Source organism: Chitinophaga sp. GbtcB8, assembly GCF_019091455.1.
In the GTDB taxonomy this organism is placed as follows: Bacteria; Bacteroidota; Bacteroidia; order Chitinophagales; family Chitinophagaceae; genus Chitinophaga.
Window position 1 is genome coordinate 316,345 of record NZ_JAGXJN010000001.1, and the last position, 17,656, is coordinate 334,000.

Below are 17,656 nucleotides of genomic sequence, written 5' to 3' on the forward strand. Positions count from 1 at the left end.
TTATTTATTTAAAGTTTAATCACGTAGTATAATATCCTGCGGCGATCCGGGGATGCCGTCTATTTTTTTAATGAGCTGCCCCAGCTTACCGGTACTGATGTCCAGGTAATAAATGCTGCCGCCTTCTGCGCCTGCTACCAGCAAGTTGCCGCCCTGCAATACTTTGAGCAGGGTGATCTTTTTACCGGCAGTAGTGGTTTGCAGGGGTTTAATGTCGTTGTTCAGCGGGTTATAACGGTAAATAATATCGTTGGCGCTGAAGAAGAACACCCCAATAGGCGACGACTGCCATTTAGTGCCTGCCGTTAACAGGCTGGTTCCGGGAAAGGGTCTTTTATAAGTGGTATAAAAACGCTGGGTACTGTCTGTAAAATCCACCCTGAACTTTAATTCCAGCTTTTTACCCAGGCTGTCGCCAATGGCATACAGCTCATTATCATTAAAGCGGTTCATGTAGATCATATCCATCTTCACCTGTTTGGGATCAAAGGCATCGCCCAGCACTGTATAGTTCACATCATAAAAAGTATTGGCATAAAAACGTACAAAGGCTTTGCGGTTCTTATCATACCCCAGGCAATAACTACCTCCTCTGCCAGACAGCGCTGTTTCTGTGAAATTCTCCATCAGCTGGGGGTACAGGGAGTAGCTGCCGTTAACGGGCACACCCCAAAAGCCATAGTAGGGCCAGAAGGGCGCTGTTTCTGTAGCGCCTATATATAACTTGCCGTCTATAACAGCATTGGTAGTGCCATTTACCATGTTCAGCAAATAATCTGCATGCGTAGTGGCCGGGGCATCAAAAAAATTATCCGGTATGTATTTATTCTTTTTTAAGCTGCTGGCGTCTATCTGCACACCGCCGTTCTGGTCCCCGTCATACGTGATCCAGTAGGCAGTAAGGGCGTTCAGGTAAAACATATTCTGGATAGGTACCAGCTGTTTGGCAGGGCCGGGCAGCGCCTCCTGGTTAATGGACTGGTAAATATCCGGCCGTACGGTGCCATCCGGTTTTACGAATGACAGTACTGCCTGGTTATTGTTATTACTTAGTACCAGCAGGCCTTTGGTAAATTCTGTTTGCGCTATAATGTCAAACTTGTAAAAGTATTTCATGCCGGTAGTGTTATCCGTTACGGCTAGCTGCGTGGGATAACGTGCGGCCGGCAATCCAAATACAATGCGCAGCTCCCGGCCTTCATAGTCCTGGCTGCGGGCTTCTGCGGCTACATCTATTTTCCAGTAACAGCTGTAATCATTTTTGCCGGAGGCCAGGGTTATTTTAGGTGTAATGATCAGGCTATCGCCGGTAATGGCGGTATACACGGTATCCAGGTTGCTGATCTGCGGATCCGGCAGCTCCACGTAATCATAATTGCCTTTATCGCGTGCGCAGGCTGCCAGTAACAGCAGCAGTACGGGTATATATAAAAGAGCGTATTTCAATTTTTGCATGACGAATAATTTGTTTTACACAACAATGCGGTTGCCATCCTCATCCCGGAAATAATACCGGTTATCTGCCGGGTTCAGCTCCAGCAAATACTTTCTCTCCGGGTTGGTAATGCTGTAAAAAAAGTAATTGCCGTTGGTAGTGGGCGTTAGGGTGTAACCGGCATCCGGGTTGTTCTGCACCCATAACAGGGGATCGCTCAGGAAGGCTTTAAAACGGCGGGTATAATACAGCACCCGTGGCGTAGTAGTGGCGTCACTGTTAGTAGCGGGTAGCTCCGTAGTGCCGGATACGCGGATGAACAGCTCATGTTTTACCCGGGAATACAACCCCAGCTCACCTATCCATACATTCCACCACACGGGCTTTTCCAGCCGGTTAGAGAATATTACGCGCAGGCTGTCCCAGGGTGTATAATCCACTTTAAAATCTGCTGTGGCTACCAGCATGAATTTGATGCGCACCGTTTTATTAGCCAGTTCCGGATCAGTGTTCAGCAGTATAACGGGTACGCGTGTGGTACCTGAATCTGCCGGTATGGTGTACGTATCTTCCAGCGGTTTATAATGCAGGCCGGCTACAGCGGTAGTAGCGCTATCTACTATAGCGATCTTAAACTGCCGCGCTGTTTTTACACGGCTGCCGGATATACGCACGGGCAGAAACACCGTGTCAGCAGCTTTATCAGGGAACAACGCAAAGCTGTACACGATACTGTCTGAACGTATCTGTTTGCTTGTATCTGTTATTAAGTTGAAGTACACATTATCGGTGGATTGATACCTGATCTCCTCCACCTTTTTACACGAATATAAAATACCGCATAAGAGTGCTATAGCTATGATATGCTTCATTCGTAATGTTTATCTGTTACCGTATGCAATTTCATCGTCCGGGAAAGGCAGCACCATAATAGCGCTGCTGGCCGGCACTGTGCTGCCGTTCTGCCCTGTAATGGGCATGTTCAGGCGTTTGTACATATAAAAGATCTGGCCTTCTCCATACAGCTCCTTACGCGCTTCTTTTACCAGCTCCTGCAGGAACACAGCTTTGGAGGGATCATTGCGCGTAACGCCTATGCCCCGGTTCAGGCGTACGGTATTAAAATAATCCCAGGCTTTGCCAGGGTCCGTGTCAAACGTGCATTCTGCAGCGATGTAATACATTTCGCTAAGGCGCATAGCCGGGGCCATTTGCGGATGCAGGTTATTATCCGGATCGCGGGCATATTTTTCCAGGCGCAGGTAGTTGGTAGAGCTGACTGTTTGTTCGGATAACCATTGTTTGTAACGGAAATCCTCCCCGCCTACCCCACCGGTTTCATACAGGTTGCGGCCTTCCTGTGTGGAGATATACAGGCCCCTGTCCGAATTACGGAACAGGCGGCGCAGCTCTTCTGTAGTATTAGGTATGTAAAAAGCAAACAGCAGCTCTTTGTATAATACCCGGTCTTTTTTGGTATCATCCGGGTTAAGGAAATCAGCCTGCCGGGTCCAGGGAAATTTATTGGCATTGATCACTTCCAGCGCGTTGCTAAGCGCATTGGCCTTATCACCTTTATACAGGTATACCCGTGCCAGCTGGCCACATACGGCATAATAGTTCAGGCGGTGGCGGCGCTCCTGCACAAAAAGATCGCCATTCTGTTCCGTAGATGAATCCGGGATGGGATAACCTACTTTATAACCGGCTGATACAATGGGATCGGCCGTGGACAGCAGGGTTTTGGCAGCCTGCAGGTCTTTCAGCATCAGGTCCAGGGCTTCACCGGTTGTATACATCTTGGGCACATCCTTGCTAAAGGCGGTTACATAGGGAATACCTTTGCCGCCTGCATCAACGGCAGCGAATAAACGCAGCACATCAAAATGGCAGTAAGCGCGTATGGCCAGCGCCTCCCCTTTTACCAGCGCATAGTTCACCGGTGTAAGAATTGCCTGCTGCTTATCTACTTTTTCCAGGATAAGGTTGGCATTGGCAATCACATTGTACAATCCGCGCCAGGCGCTGTCTTTACGGCTAATGAAATCAACGTCCTTATAATTATAGAGCGCTGTTTCTCTATAATGTACCGGATCGTCGGATGCAATGGTGTAGTTCTGCGCCAGCACATCCGGGAAACCGCCCAGCAGCTCTTTGCCATACAGGTCCGGCTGTGCGCAGCGGCTGTATAAACCGTTGATAGCTTCTTTAAAACCATCTTCAGTGCTAAAAAGATCATCCTGCGATACCTGCGACTGTGGCTGCACATCCAGCCACTTTTTGCAGGAGCTAAAGGCGGTTATTATTATAATTAAGATCAAATATCTTTTCATCCGTAAATAATTTTTTAGAACCTGGTTGATAATGAAAAAGTGAAGCTCCTGGCAAAAGGATACTGAATACCTCTTTCCAGCTTTACGGTGGACCAGTAAAAGAGATCGTTCATGGTAAGCGCAAAGCGCAGGTTCTTCATCTTTAACTTTTTGTACAGGGTAGCCGGCGCATCGTAGCTCAGGTATACGGATTTCAGTTCCAACCTGTCTTCCCGCTGCACAAAACGCGATGAGGTGCGGGTAAGGCTTTTATCCGTAATGTCCTTATACAGGGCATGGTCGCCAGGTTGCTTCCAGCGCAGGTCCAGCGCGCGGCTATCTACATTATACCATGGGTTGGCATTTTCAATACGGTCTACCAGGGTTTGGTTATAAATATCGCCGCCTACTTTTCCGTAAAAGTTCAGCTGCAGCATCAGGCTTTTGTAAATGAGGCTGCCGCCAAAATAACCGTCTATATCCGGTGTTTGATCGCCTACGGGTACGGTGTTCTTCACCTTATAATCATAGGTGCGGGTACCATCCTGGTTCAGGTATATTTCTTTCCCGTTCTCCGGGTCTATGCCCAGGGAGCGTACGGCATAAATGGTGTTGAGCGATTGCCCTTCCTTGTAACGCAGCAGGGGCGCGGTGGCCAGGTCTGCTTTGGCATCCTGCTGTTTATCTACCTGGTCATTGTAGCTTTTAAGCGCATCGGATATTTTAGTGATCACATTGGTGTTGTGCACCAGGTTTATGTTTATGTTGGCCGACCAGTTGCGCGTGCGCCATACGTTAGCGCGCATGTACACCTCATAACCTTTGTTCACCATCTCCCCAAGGTTGGCTTTGTATTTATCAAAACCCGTGGAGGTAGGTACATTAATATCCGCCAGCAGATCGCGGGTAAGCTTGTAGTAATAACGCGGTGAAATGTACACGCGGTCATTAAACAAACCCAGCTCCATGCTTACATCATAGTTATTGGTGCGCTGCCATTTCAGCTGCGGATTGCCATAGGCAGTAAACACAGCGCCTACGCCGGTAGAGTACCAGCTGCCCGTGTAATACTGGTAAGTGGTATTGGATAAATAGGCCGGGAACGACACACTGCCTGTTAAACCGGTAGTAGCTTTTAAACGCAGCTGGCTGATGGCGGTATGCTGCAGGAACTTTTCCTTATGCAGGTTCCAGCCAATGCCGTAAGACCAGAAAGGGGCCATGCGGGAACCCGTGCCAAACTTGGACGAGCCATCTACCCGCACGGTACCATCCATTAAGAAACGGTTCTGGTAAGAATAGTTAAAGGACAAAAAACCGCCAATGAGGCGCTGCTCCTCAATATCGCCGGTGGGCGCCGTATTATCTTCATACTTGCGGGCAAATGTGATATTGGTGAACCGGTCATTGGTAAAGCCTATAGCGGAAAAACTTTTGATGTCTGTTTTTGTTGCCTGCACATTCATCCCTAATGAAAAGTTCAGGAAATGCGTGTTTTGCAGGGCCTTGTTGTAGGTGATGGTGGCATAACCATCCACCTGCATATCATCCTGGCTGGTGTAGGTGTATTTGCCACGGTCTTTCAGCGCGTCGCCACTGTAAAAGTAGTAGTAGTTGCTGAGCGGCGATGCAAAAACATCCTCCGTGGTTTTACGTTTGGTAAGGCTTACGGTTGCATTGAACCGCAATGCATCAGTGGGTGTGTATTGTGTAGAAAAAGCGTCAATAAATTCCAGGTATGATGATTTGTTAAAACTGCCGGTGGTAGCGTCGTACAAAGGATTGAGCACAGTGGTGGTAAGGCCGGCATCCTCTCCCTTGTCATTCAAACCGCGGTAATTCCATTTATCTATTTCACGGATCAAACGGCCGGCGGAATCGCGCATGGGATAATAAGGGTTCATATTCACATACTGGTCAAAATTGCCGTATGGCGATGCCTTAGCGCTTACCTGCGACAGTGTGAACTGGTTACGGAACAGCAGCTTCTGGCTTTTAGGCTGGTAAGAAAGCGTATTACTTAAGCTGTAACGATCGCGCCCCGAGCCTTTCATAACGCCGTTGTTGGTCTGGTAACGCGCATCAATACCATACCGGATGGCAGACGAACCGCCCTGCAATGACACAGAATGTTTATGACCAAAGTCCGTAGCCACCGGCTGCGACAGCCAATAGGTATTAATGCCGCTGAGCACATTTTTCTTTTTGGCGTAATACAGCTTCTCCAGATCGTCGGCACTGCTCACGCCATTGCTGGTGTATAAACCGGCCAGCCTCTCATACTCCAGCTTTTGCGTAGCATCTAATACGTTATAGGCAGTAAGGTCCGGTGTGGTTACATTCAGCTCATAGTTATAATACAGCTCCAGCTCTCCTTCTTTAGGTGCGCGGGTTTGTATCACCACTACACCATTGGATGCTCGCGAGCCGTAAATTGCGGTAGCAGCGGCATCTTTCAGCAGGGTTACCATTTCTACCCGGTTAAAGTCCAGGTCAAAAATTGTTTCTATGCTTACCTGGTAACCATCCAGTATAAATAATGGCAGGTTGGTTACATTGGCCAGCTGCGTTCTGCTTAGCTGGCCTGCATCGCCGGTAGGTATGGCGGTAGTGCCGCGCACATTTACATTGGGCAGCTGGTTAGGATTAGCGCCTGCAATATTATTTTCCACCAAACGGAAAGAGGGATCAGAGGCCTGTATGCTTTGCAGGATGTTCTGCGGGTTAAAACGTTTCAGCTCCTCGCCGGTAATAGTAATAGCGGAGCCGGTATAACTTTCTTTCTTCAGCTGCTGGTAACCATTCACCACAAAGTCTTTCATAGACTGCACTTCTGTAAGCAGCTTAACATCAATATTGGCACGGTTACCTATTTTAACCTCCTGCATTTTATAACCAATGTAACTGAATACCAGCGTGCCATTGGGCGGTACGTTATTCAGGCGGTACTTACCATTCTCATTGGTTTTGGCGCCATTGGTGGTGCCTTTTACCACCACGGTTACGCCTGGCAGCGGCACGCCGGATTCCTCTGTTACCTGCCCGCTTACAGCAAACTGCTGCAGCTCACCGGAAGGCGTAGCTGTAGCTGAACCTATCACTGCTGCGCTCACGGGCTCCATATTAAGGTCAGAAGGAGTAATGGGATGATCGGCCGGTTTTGTGCCGGACTTCTTGTAAAGAATGTACTGGTCCTGCCCTACCTGCTCTGCTTCCAGGCCTAAAGGCAACAGGAATTTGTTGAGATAATCAATCAGTTTGGTAGCGGGATCTTTGACCGGCGGCGCATCTGCATAAATACCCTTTACCGTGTTACCAACATAGTTAATGCGTATGTTGTAACGGCGCTCCATATGGGCCAGGTGATCTTTGAGCGGCTCCTGGTCCTCTGTGTTGTTTTGTACGTAATAAACAGATCTATCAATGGCCGGGCCCTGTGCTTTACCAATGGCAGTAAGACTGCCCAATTGGATCAAAAGAGCCAAGGCAAGGCCACCACCGGTATATCCGGCGTGAATTTTCACCATAGCATTAGATTAAGGTTGGTTATATGTATTTACGAAACACTGTTACTTGTACTGCTTTTATTCCCCCTGTATTTTACTGATCCTGTATGTGTTAGCTCCTGTCTTTTCGGTATGTACATTAAACGATCTTCCGAGTGTTATAAAAAACACGGTGATATTATCCCTGGGTATAGTGCCTGTAAAGGTTTGGGCGCCCAGGCTGTCATCTTCCAGCACAATGGTAAGGCCCAGGTTATCCTGTAATGAGCGGATCACCTCTGCTACCGGCGTTTCATTGAACAGCAGTGCCGGTGTGCTCCAGGATGCATATTGCTCCGGGTTCACGCGCTGGTTGCTCAGCTCCGCGGTGGCGGCGGAGTAGGTAACCATATCACCGGGTTTCATGGTAATAGGCGCGGTGGCTTTTTTGGCGGATGTGGTATTGTTCAGCGTCAGCTTTACCACTCCGTTGCGCAGCACCACCTGTGTTTTTACCCGGCGTGTGTTCACATTAAATTCTGTACCTACTACCTGAATGCTTACATCATCGGTATGTACAACAAACCGCTGGTTATTGTAGGTATGCTGTACCGTAAAAAATGCTTCGCCCTTCAGCCACACTTCACGGGGCCCGGTACCGGCCCATTTTTTAGAAAAAGATAACGTGGAATTTACATTCAGCTTTACTACCGAATGGTCAGGCAGCTCAATGGTTTTCATTTCTCCCATTACCGTAGCGTATTGCACGGTTTTATTGAAGGAAAAGAAAATAACTGCACAGGCAACCAGCACCCCTGCCAGCAGGGCAGCGGCCGCATAAGGCCACCACCGGCGTTTTTTGTGCAGGGCTACCAGCTTAGCGCCGGTAGCTGTATGTTGGTTTGCGATGGAAATACTTTGTAATACTTTTTCCCAGGTCTGCTCCTCATCCTGCGTGGCCGGTGCATGTGCAGGGCCGCCGCCTATCAGCAGCAGCAGCTCGCGGGCCTGGTTTACAGCAGGCTGTTTATCAGGGTTTTCCTGCAGCCATTGCTCCCAGAACCGTGTAACTTCCGGCTCCTGTTCCAGCACCCACTTGCGGAAATCAGGATGTTGTAAAAAATCCTCCGTCTTAAAGTCCCTGAATGTCATCATTGGTTCTTAATAAGGTAAAGCAGTGAATGGTGAAAATCTTAGCGTGTTTTGGAAAGTTTTTTTAAAAAAAGTTTCCGCCCCTCAAAAATGGCTATAAAAACCGTTGGTGCTCAAGCACTATTAATAATAGCGGCAGCAGCTGATCACTATTTTTCTTCAGGTAATTCAATGCTTTGGAGAGCAGCACGTAGGTTGAGTTCATGCTCAGCGACATGATTTCCGCTGTTTGCTGCGTATCCAGTCCTTCGTAAAAGCGCAGGTATAAGATCTCCCGCTGGCGGCGGGGCAGGCTGCTCATCACCTTTTCCAGCTTTTGGGTACGTTCTGCGCTGGCCTGCTCGTTGATCAGGTCATCTTCACGGGAGTGCGTGAATGGCTCTTCCGTATGTTCAAACAGGCGGCTGAACACACCCTGTTGCTGGCGGCCGATCTTCCTTTTCAGGCTGGCCAGCAGGTAAAATTTAATGGAATCTGTTACGGATAAACGTTCCCGGCTTAGCCAGATGCCGGTAAACAGGTCGTGAATGCAATCCTTTACCAGGTTGCCATCTGCGTGCAGCTTCATGCCATAGCGGTAAAGGGAATGAAAATGCGTGCTGTAAATGAAAGCCAGTGCATCCTGGTCGCCTTCCATTACCTTACTCCAAAGCGCGCTATCATTCAGGCTGCCGTACAAGCTATTTAAGATTTGGTTTATTACGGTTCAGGTGTACTGGTGGTGTATTCTATCCGCTAAAGATATGAACCGGAATAATAAGATGCAACCTACTTTATCTTCACCGGCGTAACTCCTTCTTTGGTGATCTTTACAGGAGTGATCAATCCATCTTTATCAAAATGCATTTCATCAATACAAACCACGCGGTTATTGGCAGCGGTTTCAGTTAAAGGCCGGCGGTGGTACACAATATACCATTGATCCGTGCCGGGCAGCTGTATTACGGAGTGGTGGCCGGCGCCGGTAGCTACGCCCATATCCTGCTGTAATATTTTCCCGATGCGTTTAAAAGGCCCGGCAGGGGAATCGGCTATGGCATAGGCTACGGAATAGTCCGGGCCGCCCCAGCCCCCTTCAGACCACATAAAATAATATTTGCCATTGCGGATGAACATAAACGGCCCTTCCACATATCCTTTGGGCGTGATCTCCTTAAATGTAGTGCCATCTGCAAAAGGCTCAAAGCCGGTAAAATCGGATTTCAGGCGGGCAATATTACAATGCTGCCAGCCGCCGTAGATCATATAATAACGGCCATCCTTGTCATGGAACACAAACTGGTCTATAGGCTGGGCGCCGTTATGGAATTTATCGATCAGCGGTTTGCCCAGGTAATCCTTATAGGGACCACCCGGCTGGTTGGCTACGGCTACACCTATGCCACCCTTTTCCTGGTTGTTCTGAATATCGTTGGCAGCAAAGAAGAAATAGTATTTGCCTTGTTTTTCTACAATGGCCGGGGCCCACATGGCGCGTTTGGCCCATTTAATAGCGCCGCTGTCCAGTACATGCGGGTGTTTTACCCAGCGGCTCATATCGGTTGAGGAAAAGGCGTCAAAGAACACCTGGTTCTCATATTTGTCAGAATAGGTAGGGAAGATCCAGTAAGTTTTACCAAAAATAGCCGCTTCAGGATCAGCATACCAGCCACTGATCACGGGATTGCCCACCTTTTTCTGCTGTGCAACGGCTGTAGTTAAGGAGATTGCAGCACCCAGGAATACCGCGATCGAAAATACCAGTGTCTTTCTCATAGCTATTACTAATACGTTTAAGTAGTGCGCCAAAATACAACGGGAATTACTAATTGTCAATTAGTAATTATTCTGTGATTTCTCCGCTCACCATCAACCGGATCTTCTCCTCTTCCAGGTCCAGCAGGCCAATGTATTTGCGGATCAGGTCTTCGTCTATCTCCTGCTTTTTATTCAGTTTTTGCAATAGCTCACGCTGCTCTTTGATCACTGCGCCTACGGCGGCGCGGTAATGTTTGCTGGTAGTTTCAGCTGCCAGCTGCATATTTTCCGCTGCTTCATCCTGCAGGCGTTCCAGCAGGTGAATATCACTTTCATAGCGCACCTTTAAGCTTTGCAATTGTTCATTGGCGGCTATTTTCTCCAGGTACTGCTCATTTAGCACACGCAGCCCCGTATGCGCCAGCTTGCGGCGCACCACTTTTTCCTGCTCTACATAAGGCATGGGGTAATCATTGTCTTCCAGCTTTAACCAGCGCACCACTATGGGTAAGGTTAGGCCCTGGAATACCAGCGTTATCAGGATCACGGTAAAGGTGATGAAAAGAATAAGGTTACGTTGCGGAAAAGGCGTGCCATTGGTTAAGGTGATAGGAATAGACAATGCTGCCGCCAGCGATACCACACCCCGCATACCGGCCCAGCCAAAGGCCAGCGGCGAACGCCAACCGGGCCTGCTATCTGCCGTAGTAATAAATTTACTGGCAAAAACGGTGAAGGCAGATGCCCCCAGGGTACATAAAAGCCTGGCCACGATCAGCGCCAGGGAAATGATCAACCCATAACGGATAGCATCGCCCATACTTACTGTACCCAGTTGCTGTACAATAAACGGCAGCTCCAGCCCTATCAGCATAAACACAATACCATTTAATGCAAAGCCAATGGTTGACCATACATTCTCTCCCTTGAAACGGCTGCCCGGGCTCAGGATCACGTTACTGCGGGTAGACAGGAACAACCCGCCGCTTACCACTGCCAGCACACCGGAAAAGTGAAACTCTTCCGCTACTATGTACATTACATACGGCGCAATAAAGGTGAGCACAATGTCAACATTAGTAGTGGTAGGCAGCCAGCGGTGAATGGCATAAAACACCAGGGCCACAGCCAGCCCGATAAGAATACCCATAATGATCACCACAAAAAAGCTCACAATTGCCTCATGGAAAACGAATTTGCCGGAATCAATGGCGCTGTATGCAAAACGGAAAACAATTAAGCTGGAAGCATCATTCAGCAGGCTTTCCCCTTCCACTATTGTTACCAGCCGTTTAGGCACCTTAATACTTTTTAAGATAGAGGTGGCCGATACTGCATCCGGCGGTGAAATAATACCACCCAGCAAAAAGCCCATGGGCAGCGTAAATGCCGGGATCAGGCTTGAAGATATAACGGCAATTACGCAGGAGGTAAGTATTACAATGAGGAAGGCAAAACTGGCAATTACCCGCCGGAACTTCCAGAAATCTTTCCAGGAAGTTTGCCAGGCAGCTTCAAATAACAGTGGTGGTAAAAAGATCACGAAGATGAGCTCCGGGTTGATCTGAATTTGCGGCAGGCGCGGAATAAAGCTCAGGCACAAGCCGCCCAGCACCAGCACAATCGGGTAAGAGATCTTTAAACGATGCGCCAGCATAACAAGGAACAGGATCACCAGCAGCAGGAAAATATAAAGGCTAAAGGTATTATGCATAAATATGTATAAGTCAAATTCTGCGTTGGCCCTAAAATAATACAATTATCCTAATGCGCCAGCAGCCTTTATGGGCGCTCCAGCACACAACCCCGCAGCATATCTTTTTTTACAAAGGTGGCTGTTTCCGTAAAGCCGGCATCCTGCCACAGGTGTTTGAACTGGGGGTTGGCATATAATATTTTCATGGGACGCGGATGTAGTTCCAGGCTTTGTAATACTTTGGTGATAAAAGTTTCCATCACAGTGCCGTCAAAAGGGTTAAATAAAAAAACAACACCTACGCGGGATGGAATGTCGTAATAGCGGGCATCTATCCATTCAATGGTAATATGCGTGCCGGGGTGGCGGTCCTCCACTTTTTCCGCATTATCTGCAGCTTCCTCACAAAGCGCTTCAGAAAAATCTATTCCAATAATATCCTTAAACCCATACCCCGCGCCAATGGCCAGTACACGGCCACGGCCGCAGCCTACATCCAGCAGGGTAGTTTGCTTATCCTCCGGCGTTAGCTGATCAAATAAGGTGGTAGCGCTATAGTAATTCACCGGCTCATAAAAAGAAAAGTGTTTGCGTTCCTGTTCCGGTAAGTGCTCCGGCAAATGGTGAAGGCCAATAGTACGCACGCCAAACCGCCGCTCACCGCGGATCTCATGCTCAATAATAAAAATAGCTACATCCAGGCCCCAATACCATGCTAAGTAAAAAAAATACAGTACATACCGCATGTGTATAGTTTTATCTGTAAGCGCGTATACCCCACAATGGCCGTTTCATACATTGGGATCCGGGGTACCTGCTACTGTTTCATAACGGGAAGCTACGTATTGTTTTCATTATCCGGACGGATGATCATACGTAACGACTGATCTTTGCTAAAGTAAGCCACCGTCCAGTTGGCTAATGTTTTTAAACGGTTGCGGTAATTGATCAGCGACATTACATGCACGAACAGCCACATGAAAAACGCGATAATACCTTTGAAATGCAGCACTGGTTTGGGAAGGTCCGCTACTGCCTTGTTGCGGCCTATGATGGCCATAGAGCCTTTGTCGTGGTATTTAAAGGGCGTTACTGCACGGTTCAGCGCCATGGCTTTAAAGTTCTTAGCCAGGTGCTTCCCTTGCTGTATAGCTGTTTGCGCCACCTGCGGATGCCCGTTGGGCCATTGCGGCTCATGCAGCTGTAAGCTGGTATCCCCAATGGCGTAAATATTCGTGGTGCCCTGCACCTTGTTGTATTCATCGGTGAGCATGCGCTTACCGCGCCCGTAGCTGGCAGCAGGTATGCCTTCAAACATTTTTGCGGTAACACCGGCGGCCCATATAAGGCTCTTGGCTTCAATGGTATCACCATCGTCCAGGATCACAGTATCATTTACATAATCTTTTACGTGTACGTTTAACCGTATCCGTACGCCCATCCTGCGCAGCGCATCATAGGTACCTTTCTGTGACTGTTTGCTCATGGGCGATAGCAGGCTTTCGCTGCCATCCACCAGGTATATCTCACCACGTGTGCCGTGCAGCTCCGGGTAATCTTTTAACACGATAGTACGGCCCATTTCAGCCAGCATGCCGGATATTTCCACGCCTGTAGGCCCGCCGCCGGCTATTACAAAGGTGAGCAGTTTTTTACGTTCCGCCTCATCCTTAGTAATAATGGCCTTCTCCATTTGCTGCAGCATGCGGTTACGCATGTCAATAGCATCGTGCAGGGTTTTCATGGGCATGGCATGCTGTTTTACGTTTTGCATACCAAAGTAATTGGTTTCCGCACCGGTGGCAAATACCAGGTGATCATAGGTAAGCTCCCCGTTATCCAGTACTACCTTATTTTCTTCGGGCACTACCTTTACCAGGCTGCCCAAACGGAAGTGCAGGTTATTTTTATGACGGAATAATTTACGGAAAGGGTAGCTGATGCTGGAGGGTTCCAGGAAAGCCGTAGCTACCTGGTAGATCAGTGGTGGAAAAAAGTTATAGTTGTTCTTGTCAACCAGCGTAACGGTATAATTCTTATTGCCTCCCAGTGAACGCGCCAGGTTTATACCCGCAAACCCGCCACCCACTATGATAATATGCTTCATAAAACCAATTTTTGCTTTGTAATAGATCCATTCGAAAATTAACCCGGTTCCTGTAATTATTGTCGTCTAAAACATTAAATTTAAGGTACTTTCTCTTCATATTAAACCTTACTCACCGGAAATCTCTTTTTTATGGATCAGCGTATCATAAACCTCTTTGATGAATATACCCACAAGCCTTTACGGCGCGATGAATTTATTAACCGCCTCATCCGGCTTACCGGCAGCCTGGCCGCTGCCACCGCGGTTTTACCCTTACTGGAGGTAAACTATGCACGGGCGGCTACGGTACCGGAAAATACTGCCGGCATCCAGGGACAGGATATTACTTACCCCGGCGATGGCATTACCATGAAAGGTTACCTGGTAAAACCCACTACACTGGCGGCCGGCACTAAAACCGGGGCCGTAATAGTGATCCATGAGAACAGGGGACTAAACCCGCATATCCGCGATGTAACACGGCGGGTAGCGCAGGCAGGGTATATTGCCCTGGCACCGGATGCTCTGTCTGCCACGGGCGGCACACCACAGAATGAGGATGAGGCCCGCGACCTCATTGGCAAGCTGGATGCGCAAAAGAACCTGAACAACTACCTGAAAGCCCTGGATTACCTGGGCGGCCTGCCGGAATGTAACGGTAAAATTGGTTGTGTTGGTTTTTGCTGGGGTGGCGCGATGGCCAACCAGCTGGCAGTAAATGCCCCCACGCTGAAAGCAGCCGTGGCCTATTATGGACGGCAGCCGGATGCTGCCGATGTACCCAAGATCAAAGCGGCCGTGTTATTACACTATGGCGGGCTGGATGAGCGCGTAAATGCCGGTATACCGGCCTACGAAGCCGCACTGAAAGCTGCAGGCGTTAAATACCAGCTGTTTGTATACGAAGGGGCGCAACATGCCTTTAATAACGATACCGCCCCTACGCGGTATAATAAAGCAGCAGCAGATAAAGCCTGGGAAAGAACTTTACAGCTATTCAGCGAAACATTACATTAAGCGATGTTATTCATAACAAAGGGCTGTCTCATTTTCCTGAGACAGCCCTTATATTTTAGTATAACCGTAAACGTTAGTACATCTAATCAACTATCATATACTCAAATACCTTTTGCACTTTCTTTTCTTCAAACCCGTTCTTTTCATAAAAGGCATGCGCTTCCGTTCTTTTTACCTGGCAGCGCACCCGCAGCTTGTTGATATTTCTTTCTGCCGCCCACTTTTTAGCTTTCTCCACCAGCAGGCTGCCTACGCCTTTACCGCGGGCGCTGGCGGCCACTACCAGGCCGCCTATTTCACAAAAGGGGCCGGTTTCCAAACGCATGGTATAAAACACATGGATCCAGCCCACTACCTGTTCATTCATCACAGCCACATACGCCATGTCATAATTGCTCTTATCAATGGCCGCAATGTTAGTGATGGTATCCTGTACAGTTAATGGATAACCTAATTGTATAGAAAGCTCAGTGATCTGTGGGGCCTCTTTCTTAGTAGCCGCCCGTATCTGGATGGTACCGTCCATGACTCATAATTTCCATGATAATACAAAAATTTGCCCGATAAATATTTTAAAAGTATCTTAGAATGATAACCCAACCCTATTAATAACCCGTTTTTACAAACACATATCTTTTCAAGGAGCAGCCGAAAACCTTCTGACAGAGTAGGCAAATTGTTTAACCAAAAATTCCTTTGTATGAAAAAGAAAATCAAGAAAAAGCTCGACGTCAAAAAACTGAAGATCAGCAGACTGAGTGAAACAAACCAGGCCAAGCTGAAAGCCGCCACTATTCCGCCAAACACTTTCTGGTGCGAAACAGGCCCGGGCTTCTAAACCTAGCATTAAGATCTTAGGGCTGGCCCAAAAGAATGTAAAATCATAAATGCAAAATTCCAAATGTAAAAGTAGGAACCAGGTACTGACTCATGTTCGCTGCTTTCTACTTTTACATTTATGATTTAAAATTTTACATTTTACATTCTTTTGGGCCAGCCCCTGTAATTACCCCACCTTATAAAGGCTTATGCATGACTATAAACAACAGGCTGCACAAAAGGCAGCATAGCAGTTTGCAAAGCCTGCAAAGCTTTAACAGGTGCGGTTTCACAACGCCATGCCACAAAACCATCCGGCCTCACCAGCACCGCGCCGGTAGCGCTGATACCTAATATTTTTTCAATAGTACCTGCTGTAAAAGCCAGGCTGCCCTGCGCGCCAATACTGTACACGGGTACCTGCATAGTAGCCGCAGCCTGCTGCCAGCCGGCATTATCCATGCCGGTAAACAATACAAAACCTTTTCCTAACAGGTCAAGCGTAGATATTTGTTTCCCTTTATACAACACCCAAAGGTGTGGCATACGCGTACCTGGTGTACCATCCAGCGCGCGGGCCGGCTGGTATTCCTGCGTAGGCAATGCATTATCCAGCACGGCAGCAGATGTATATTTAAAGGCCGGTAATCCCAGCAACCCTCCTACATACCGCATGGTCAGGCGATGGCTGCTTTGCTGCCAGCCAAAGAACGAAGCTATTTTTGCACCTGTTACCGTGGTAATAATACTCAGTATGTTCAGGAAGTTCTTCTTCAATATTCCATCTTCATCAGACCAGTTGCCGCTTTGTACGGCATAATGTAAACCTACCGGCTGCCGCTCCGTACTGTAGGTTTGCAGCAGCGCAGGCGCTGCGGTTCCCTTCAATACAGCAGCCAGTTTCCAGGCCAGGTTATGCGCATCCTGTATGCCGGTATTAGCGCCTTTACCACCATAGGGCGTCATTACATGCGCAGCATCGCCGGCCAGGAAAACACGCCCGTGCTGCATGTTAAGCACCACCTTTACCGTAGGCTGCCAGGGTAAAATGCTGATGATGCGGATAGGCAGCCCCGGCATACCCAGCACATCCTGCAAAATAGCGGTTATTTTTTCCGTGCTAAGATCAGCGGCATTCTCTACTGCCGGATCATAATGCAGGTGAAACACCCAGCGGTTGCTGCTATTAATAGTGGCAAGCAACCCTTTTCTTGTAAGCGTTTTTAAGATCACAAGGCTGAAACGTTTGCCTTGCAGGGTGGCTGTCAGGTCAGCCTCAAAATAAATGTTCAGCAGGCTGGCAATAGCGCCCCTGCCGCAAACCGGCGCCTGCAAAGCCTCCCGCACAGGACTTTTTGCGCCGTCAGCAGCTATCATATAAGTAGCGCGTACGGTTTGTGTTTCATCCGTTTCCCGGTTACGGATCAGGGCTGTTACGCCTTCCGCATCCTGCGTAAAAGAAACCAGCTCTGTATAAAAGGCCAGCTGTGCGCCCCGTTCACGGGCAGCAGCCAGCAATACGGGTTCTGAAAGGTCCTGTGTGCAGCGGGCTGCTTCCTCAGGGCTTAATGCCATAATCTTATCTACCCCCAGCACTTTGCCGGGCGTTTTATTACCAGGTTTTATTTTTTTCAATGCTGCTACAAGACTGCTGTTCTTATAAATGCCCCAGCTATGCGCCAGGGCCTTCCCTGCATCGCGGATGGCCTCACTGAGCTGCAGCTCCCGGTACAGCTCCATGGTGCGCATATCAAAACCCCTGGCCCGGGGGTGAATGGAAGTGCCTTTATGCCGCTCAATTAATAACGGTGTAATGCCCTGCTGTAAAAGGAATAATGCGGCCGATAAACCTACCACGCCACCACCCACAATTAAAACAGGTACGTGCAGGGTGTTTGTTGTTACATTCATTTG

14 protein-coding genes are annotated in these 17,656 nt (G+C 48.4%); 2 read left to right on the top strand and 12 right to left on the bottom strand.

The annotated features are described in order from the left end of the window. Positions 1-15 precede the first annotated feature (15 nt). The 10 genes from KVT36_RS01345 to KVT36_RS01390 all read right to left on the bottom strand — a co-directional run bounded on the left by KVT36_RS01345 (position 16) and on the right by KVT36_RS01390 (position 13,924). Positions 16-1,455: a PKD-like family lipoprotein gene (locus tag KVT36_RS01345; RefSeq protein ID WP_217601705.1), complete on the bottom strand. Its 1,440-nt coding sequence runs from the start codon at positions 1,453-1,455 to the stop codon at positions 16-18. Between the two features lie 15 nt (positions 1,456-1,470). After that, positions 1,471-2,307, bottom strand: coding sequence for a DUF4843 domain-containing protein (locus KVT36_RS01350; protein ID WP_217601706.1), 837 nt, complete (start codon positions 2,305-2,307; stop codon positions 1,471-1,473). A gap of 9 nt (positions 2,308-2,316) precedes the next feature. Beyond that, on the bottom strand, positions 2,317-3,768 hold the full coding sequence (locus KVT36_RS01355) for a RagB/SusD family nutrient uptake outer membrane protein (protein WP_217601707.1): 1,452 nt from the start codon (positions 3,766-3,768) through the stop codon (positions 2,317-2,319). Positions 3,769-3,782: 14 nt separating this feature from the next. After that, the gene (locus KVT36_RS01360; RefSeq protein WP_217601708.1) at positions 3,783-7,274 is read right to left on the bottom strand and encodes a SusC/RagA family TonB-linked outer membrane protein; all 3,492 of its coding nucleotides are present in this window, start codon (positions 7,272-7,274) and stop codon (positions 3,783-3,785) included. A 57-nt stretch (positions 7,275-7,331) separates the two neighbouring features. Beyond that, positions 7,332-8,387 carry a FecR family protein gene (locus KVT36_RS01365; protein ID WP_217601709.1) on the bottom strand — a complete coding sequence of 352 codons (1,056 nt, stop codon included), beginning with the start codon at positions 8,385-8,387 and terminating at the stop codon, positions 7,332-7,334. Between the two features lie 91 nt (positions 8,388-8,478). Beyond that, positions 8,479-9,063 (bottom strand): RNA polymerase sigma factor, encoded by a 585-nt coding sequence (locus tag KVT36_RS01370; RefSeq protein ID WP_217601710.1) that lies wholly within the window; start codon positions 9,061-9,063, stop codon positions 8,479-8,481. An 89-nt stretch (positions 9,064-9,152) separates the two neighbouring features. Continuing rightward, positions 9,153-10,139 carry a glycoside hydrolase family 43 protein gene (locus tag KVT36_RS01375; protein WP_217601711.1) on the bottom strand — a complete coding sequence of 329 codons (987 nt, stop codon included), beginning with the start codon at positions 10,137-10,139 and terminating at the stop codon, positions 9,153-9,155. A gap of 67 nt (positions 10,140-10,206) precedes the next feature. Further along, complete coding sequence (locus KVT36_RS01380; RefSeq protein ID WP_217601712.1) at positions 10,207-11,835, bottom strand: Na+/H+ antiporter; 1,629 nt, start codon at positions 11,833-11,835, stop codon at positions 10,207-10,209. 68 nt (positions 11,836-11,903) lie between these two features. After that, positions 11,904-12,563: a class I SAM-dependent methyltransferase gene (locus KVT36_RS01385; RefSeq protein WP_217601713.1), complete on the bottom strand. Its 660-nt coding sequence runs from the start codon at positions 12,561-12,563 to the stop codon at positions 11,904-11,906. 92 nt (positions 12,564-12,655) lie between these two features. Further along, complete coding sequence (locus tag KVT36_RS01390) at positions 12,656-13,924, bottom strand: NAD(P)/FAD-dependent oxidoreductase (RefSeq protein ID WP_217601714.1); 1,269 nt, start codon at positions 13,922-13,924, stop codon at positions 12,656-12,658. Between the two features lie 132 nt (positions 13,925-14,056). Here KVT36_RS01390 and KVT36_RS01395 point away from each other — a divergent pair, with 132 nt between their 5' ends. Further along, positions 14,057-14,923, top strand: a complete 867-nt coding sequence (locus KVT36_RS01395; protein WP_217601715.1) for a dienelactone hydrolase family protein — start codon at positions 14,057-14,059, stop codon at positions 14,921-14,923. Positions 14,924-15,005: 82 nt separating this feature from the next. Here the strand turns inward: KVT36_RS01395 and KVT36_RS01400 are convergent, their stop codons facing one another. Continuing rightward, a complete protein-coding gene (locus tag KVT36_RS01400) occupies positions 15,006-15,449 on the bottom strand; it encodes a GNAT family N-acetyltransferase (RefSeq protein ID WP_217601716.1) in 444 nt (147 codons plus the stop codon). A gap of 174 nt (positions 15,450-15,623) precedes the next feature. Between KVT36_RS01400 and KVT36_RS01405 the strand changes: the two genes are divergently transcribed. Further along, positions 15,624-15,761: a hypothetical protein gene (locus tag KVT36_RS01405; RefSeq protein ID WP_217601717.1), complete on the top strand. Its 138-nt coding sequence runs from the start codon at positions 15,624-15,626 to the stop codon at positions 15,759-15,761. A gap of 188 nt (positions 15,762-15,949) precedes the next feature. Here the strand turns inward: KVT36_RS01405 and KVT36_RS01410 are convergent, their stop codons facing one another. After that, the gene (locus tag KVT36_RS01410) at positions 15,950-17,653 is read right to left on the bottom strand and encodes an FAD-dependent monooxygenase (protein ID WP_217601718.1); all 1,704 of its coding nucleotides are present in this window, start codon (positions 17,651-17,653) and stop codon (positions 15,950-15,952) included. Positions 17,654-17,656: the final 3 nt, after the last annotated feature.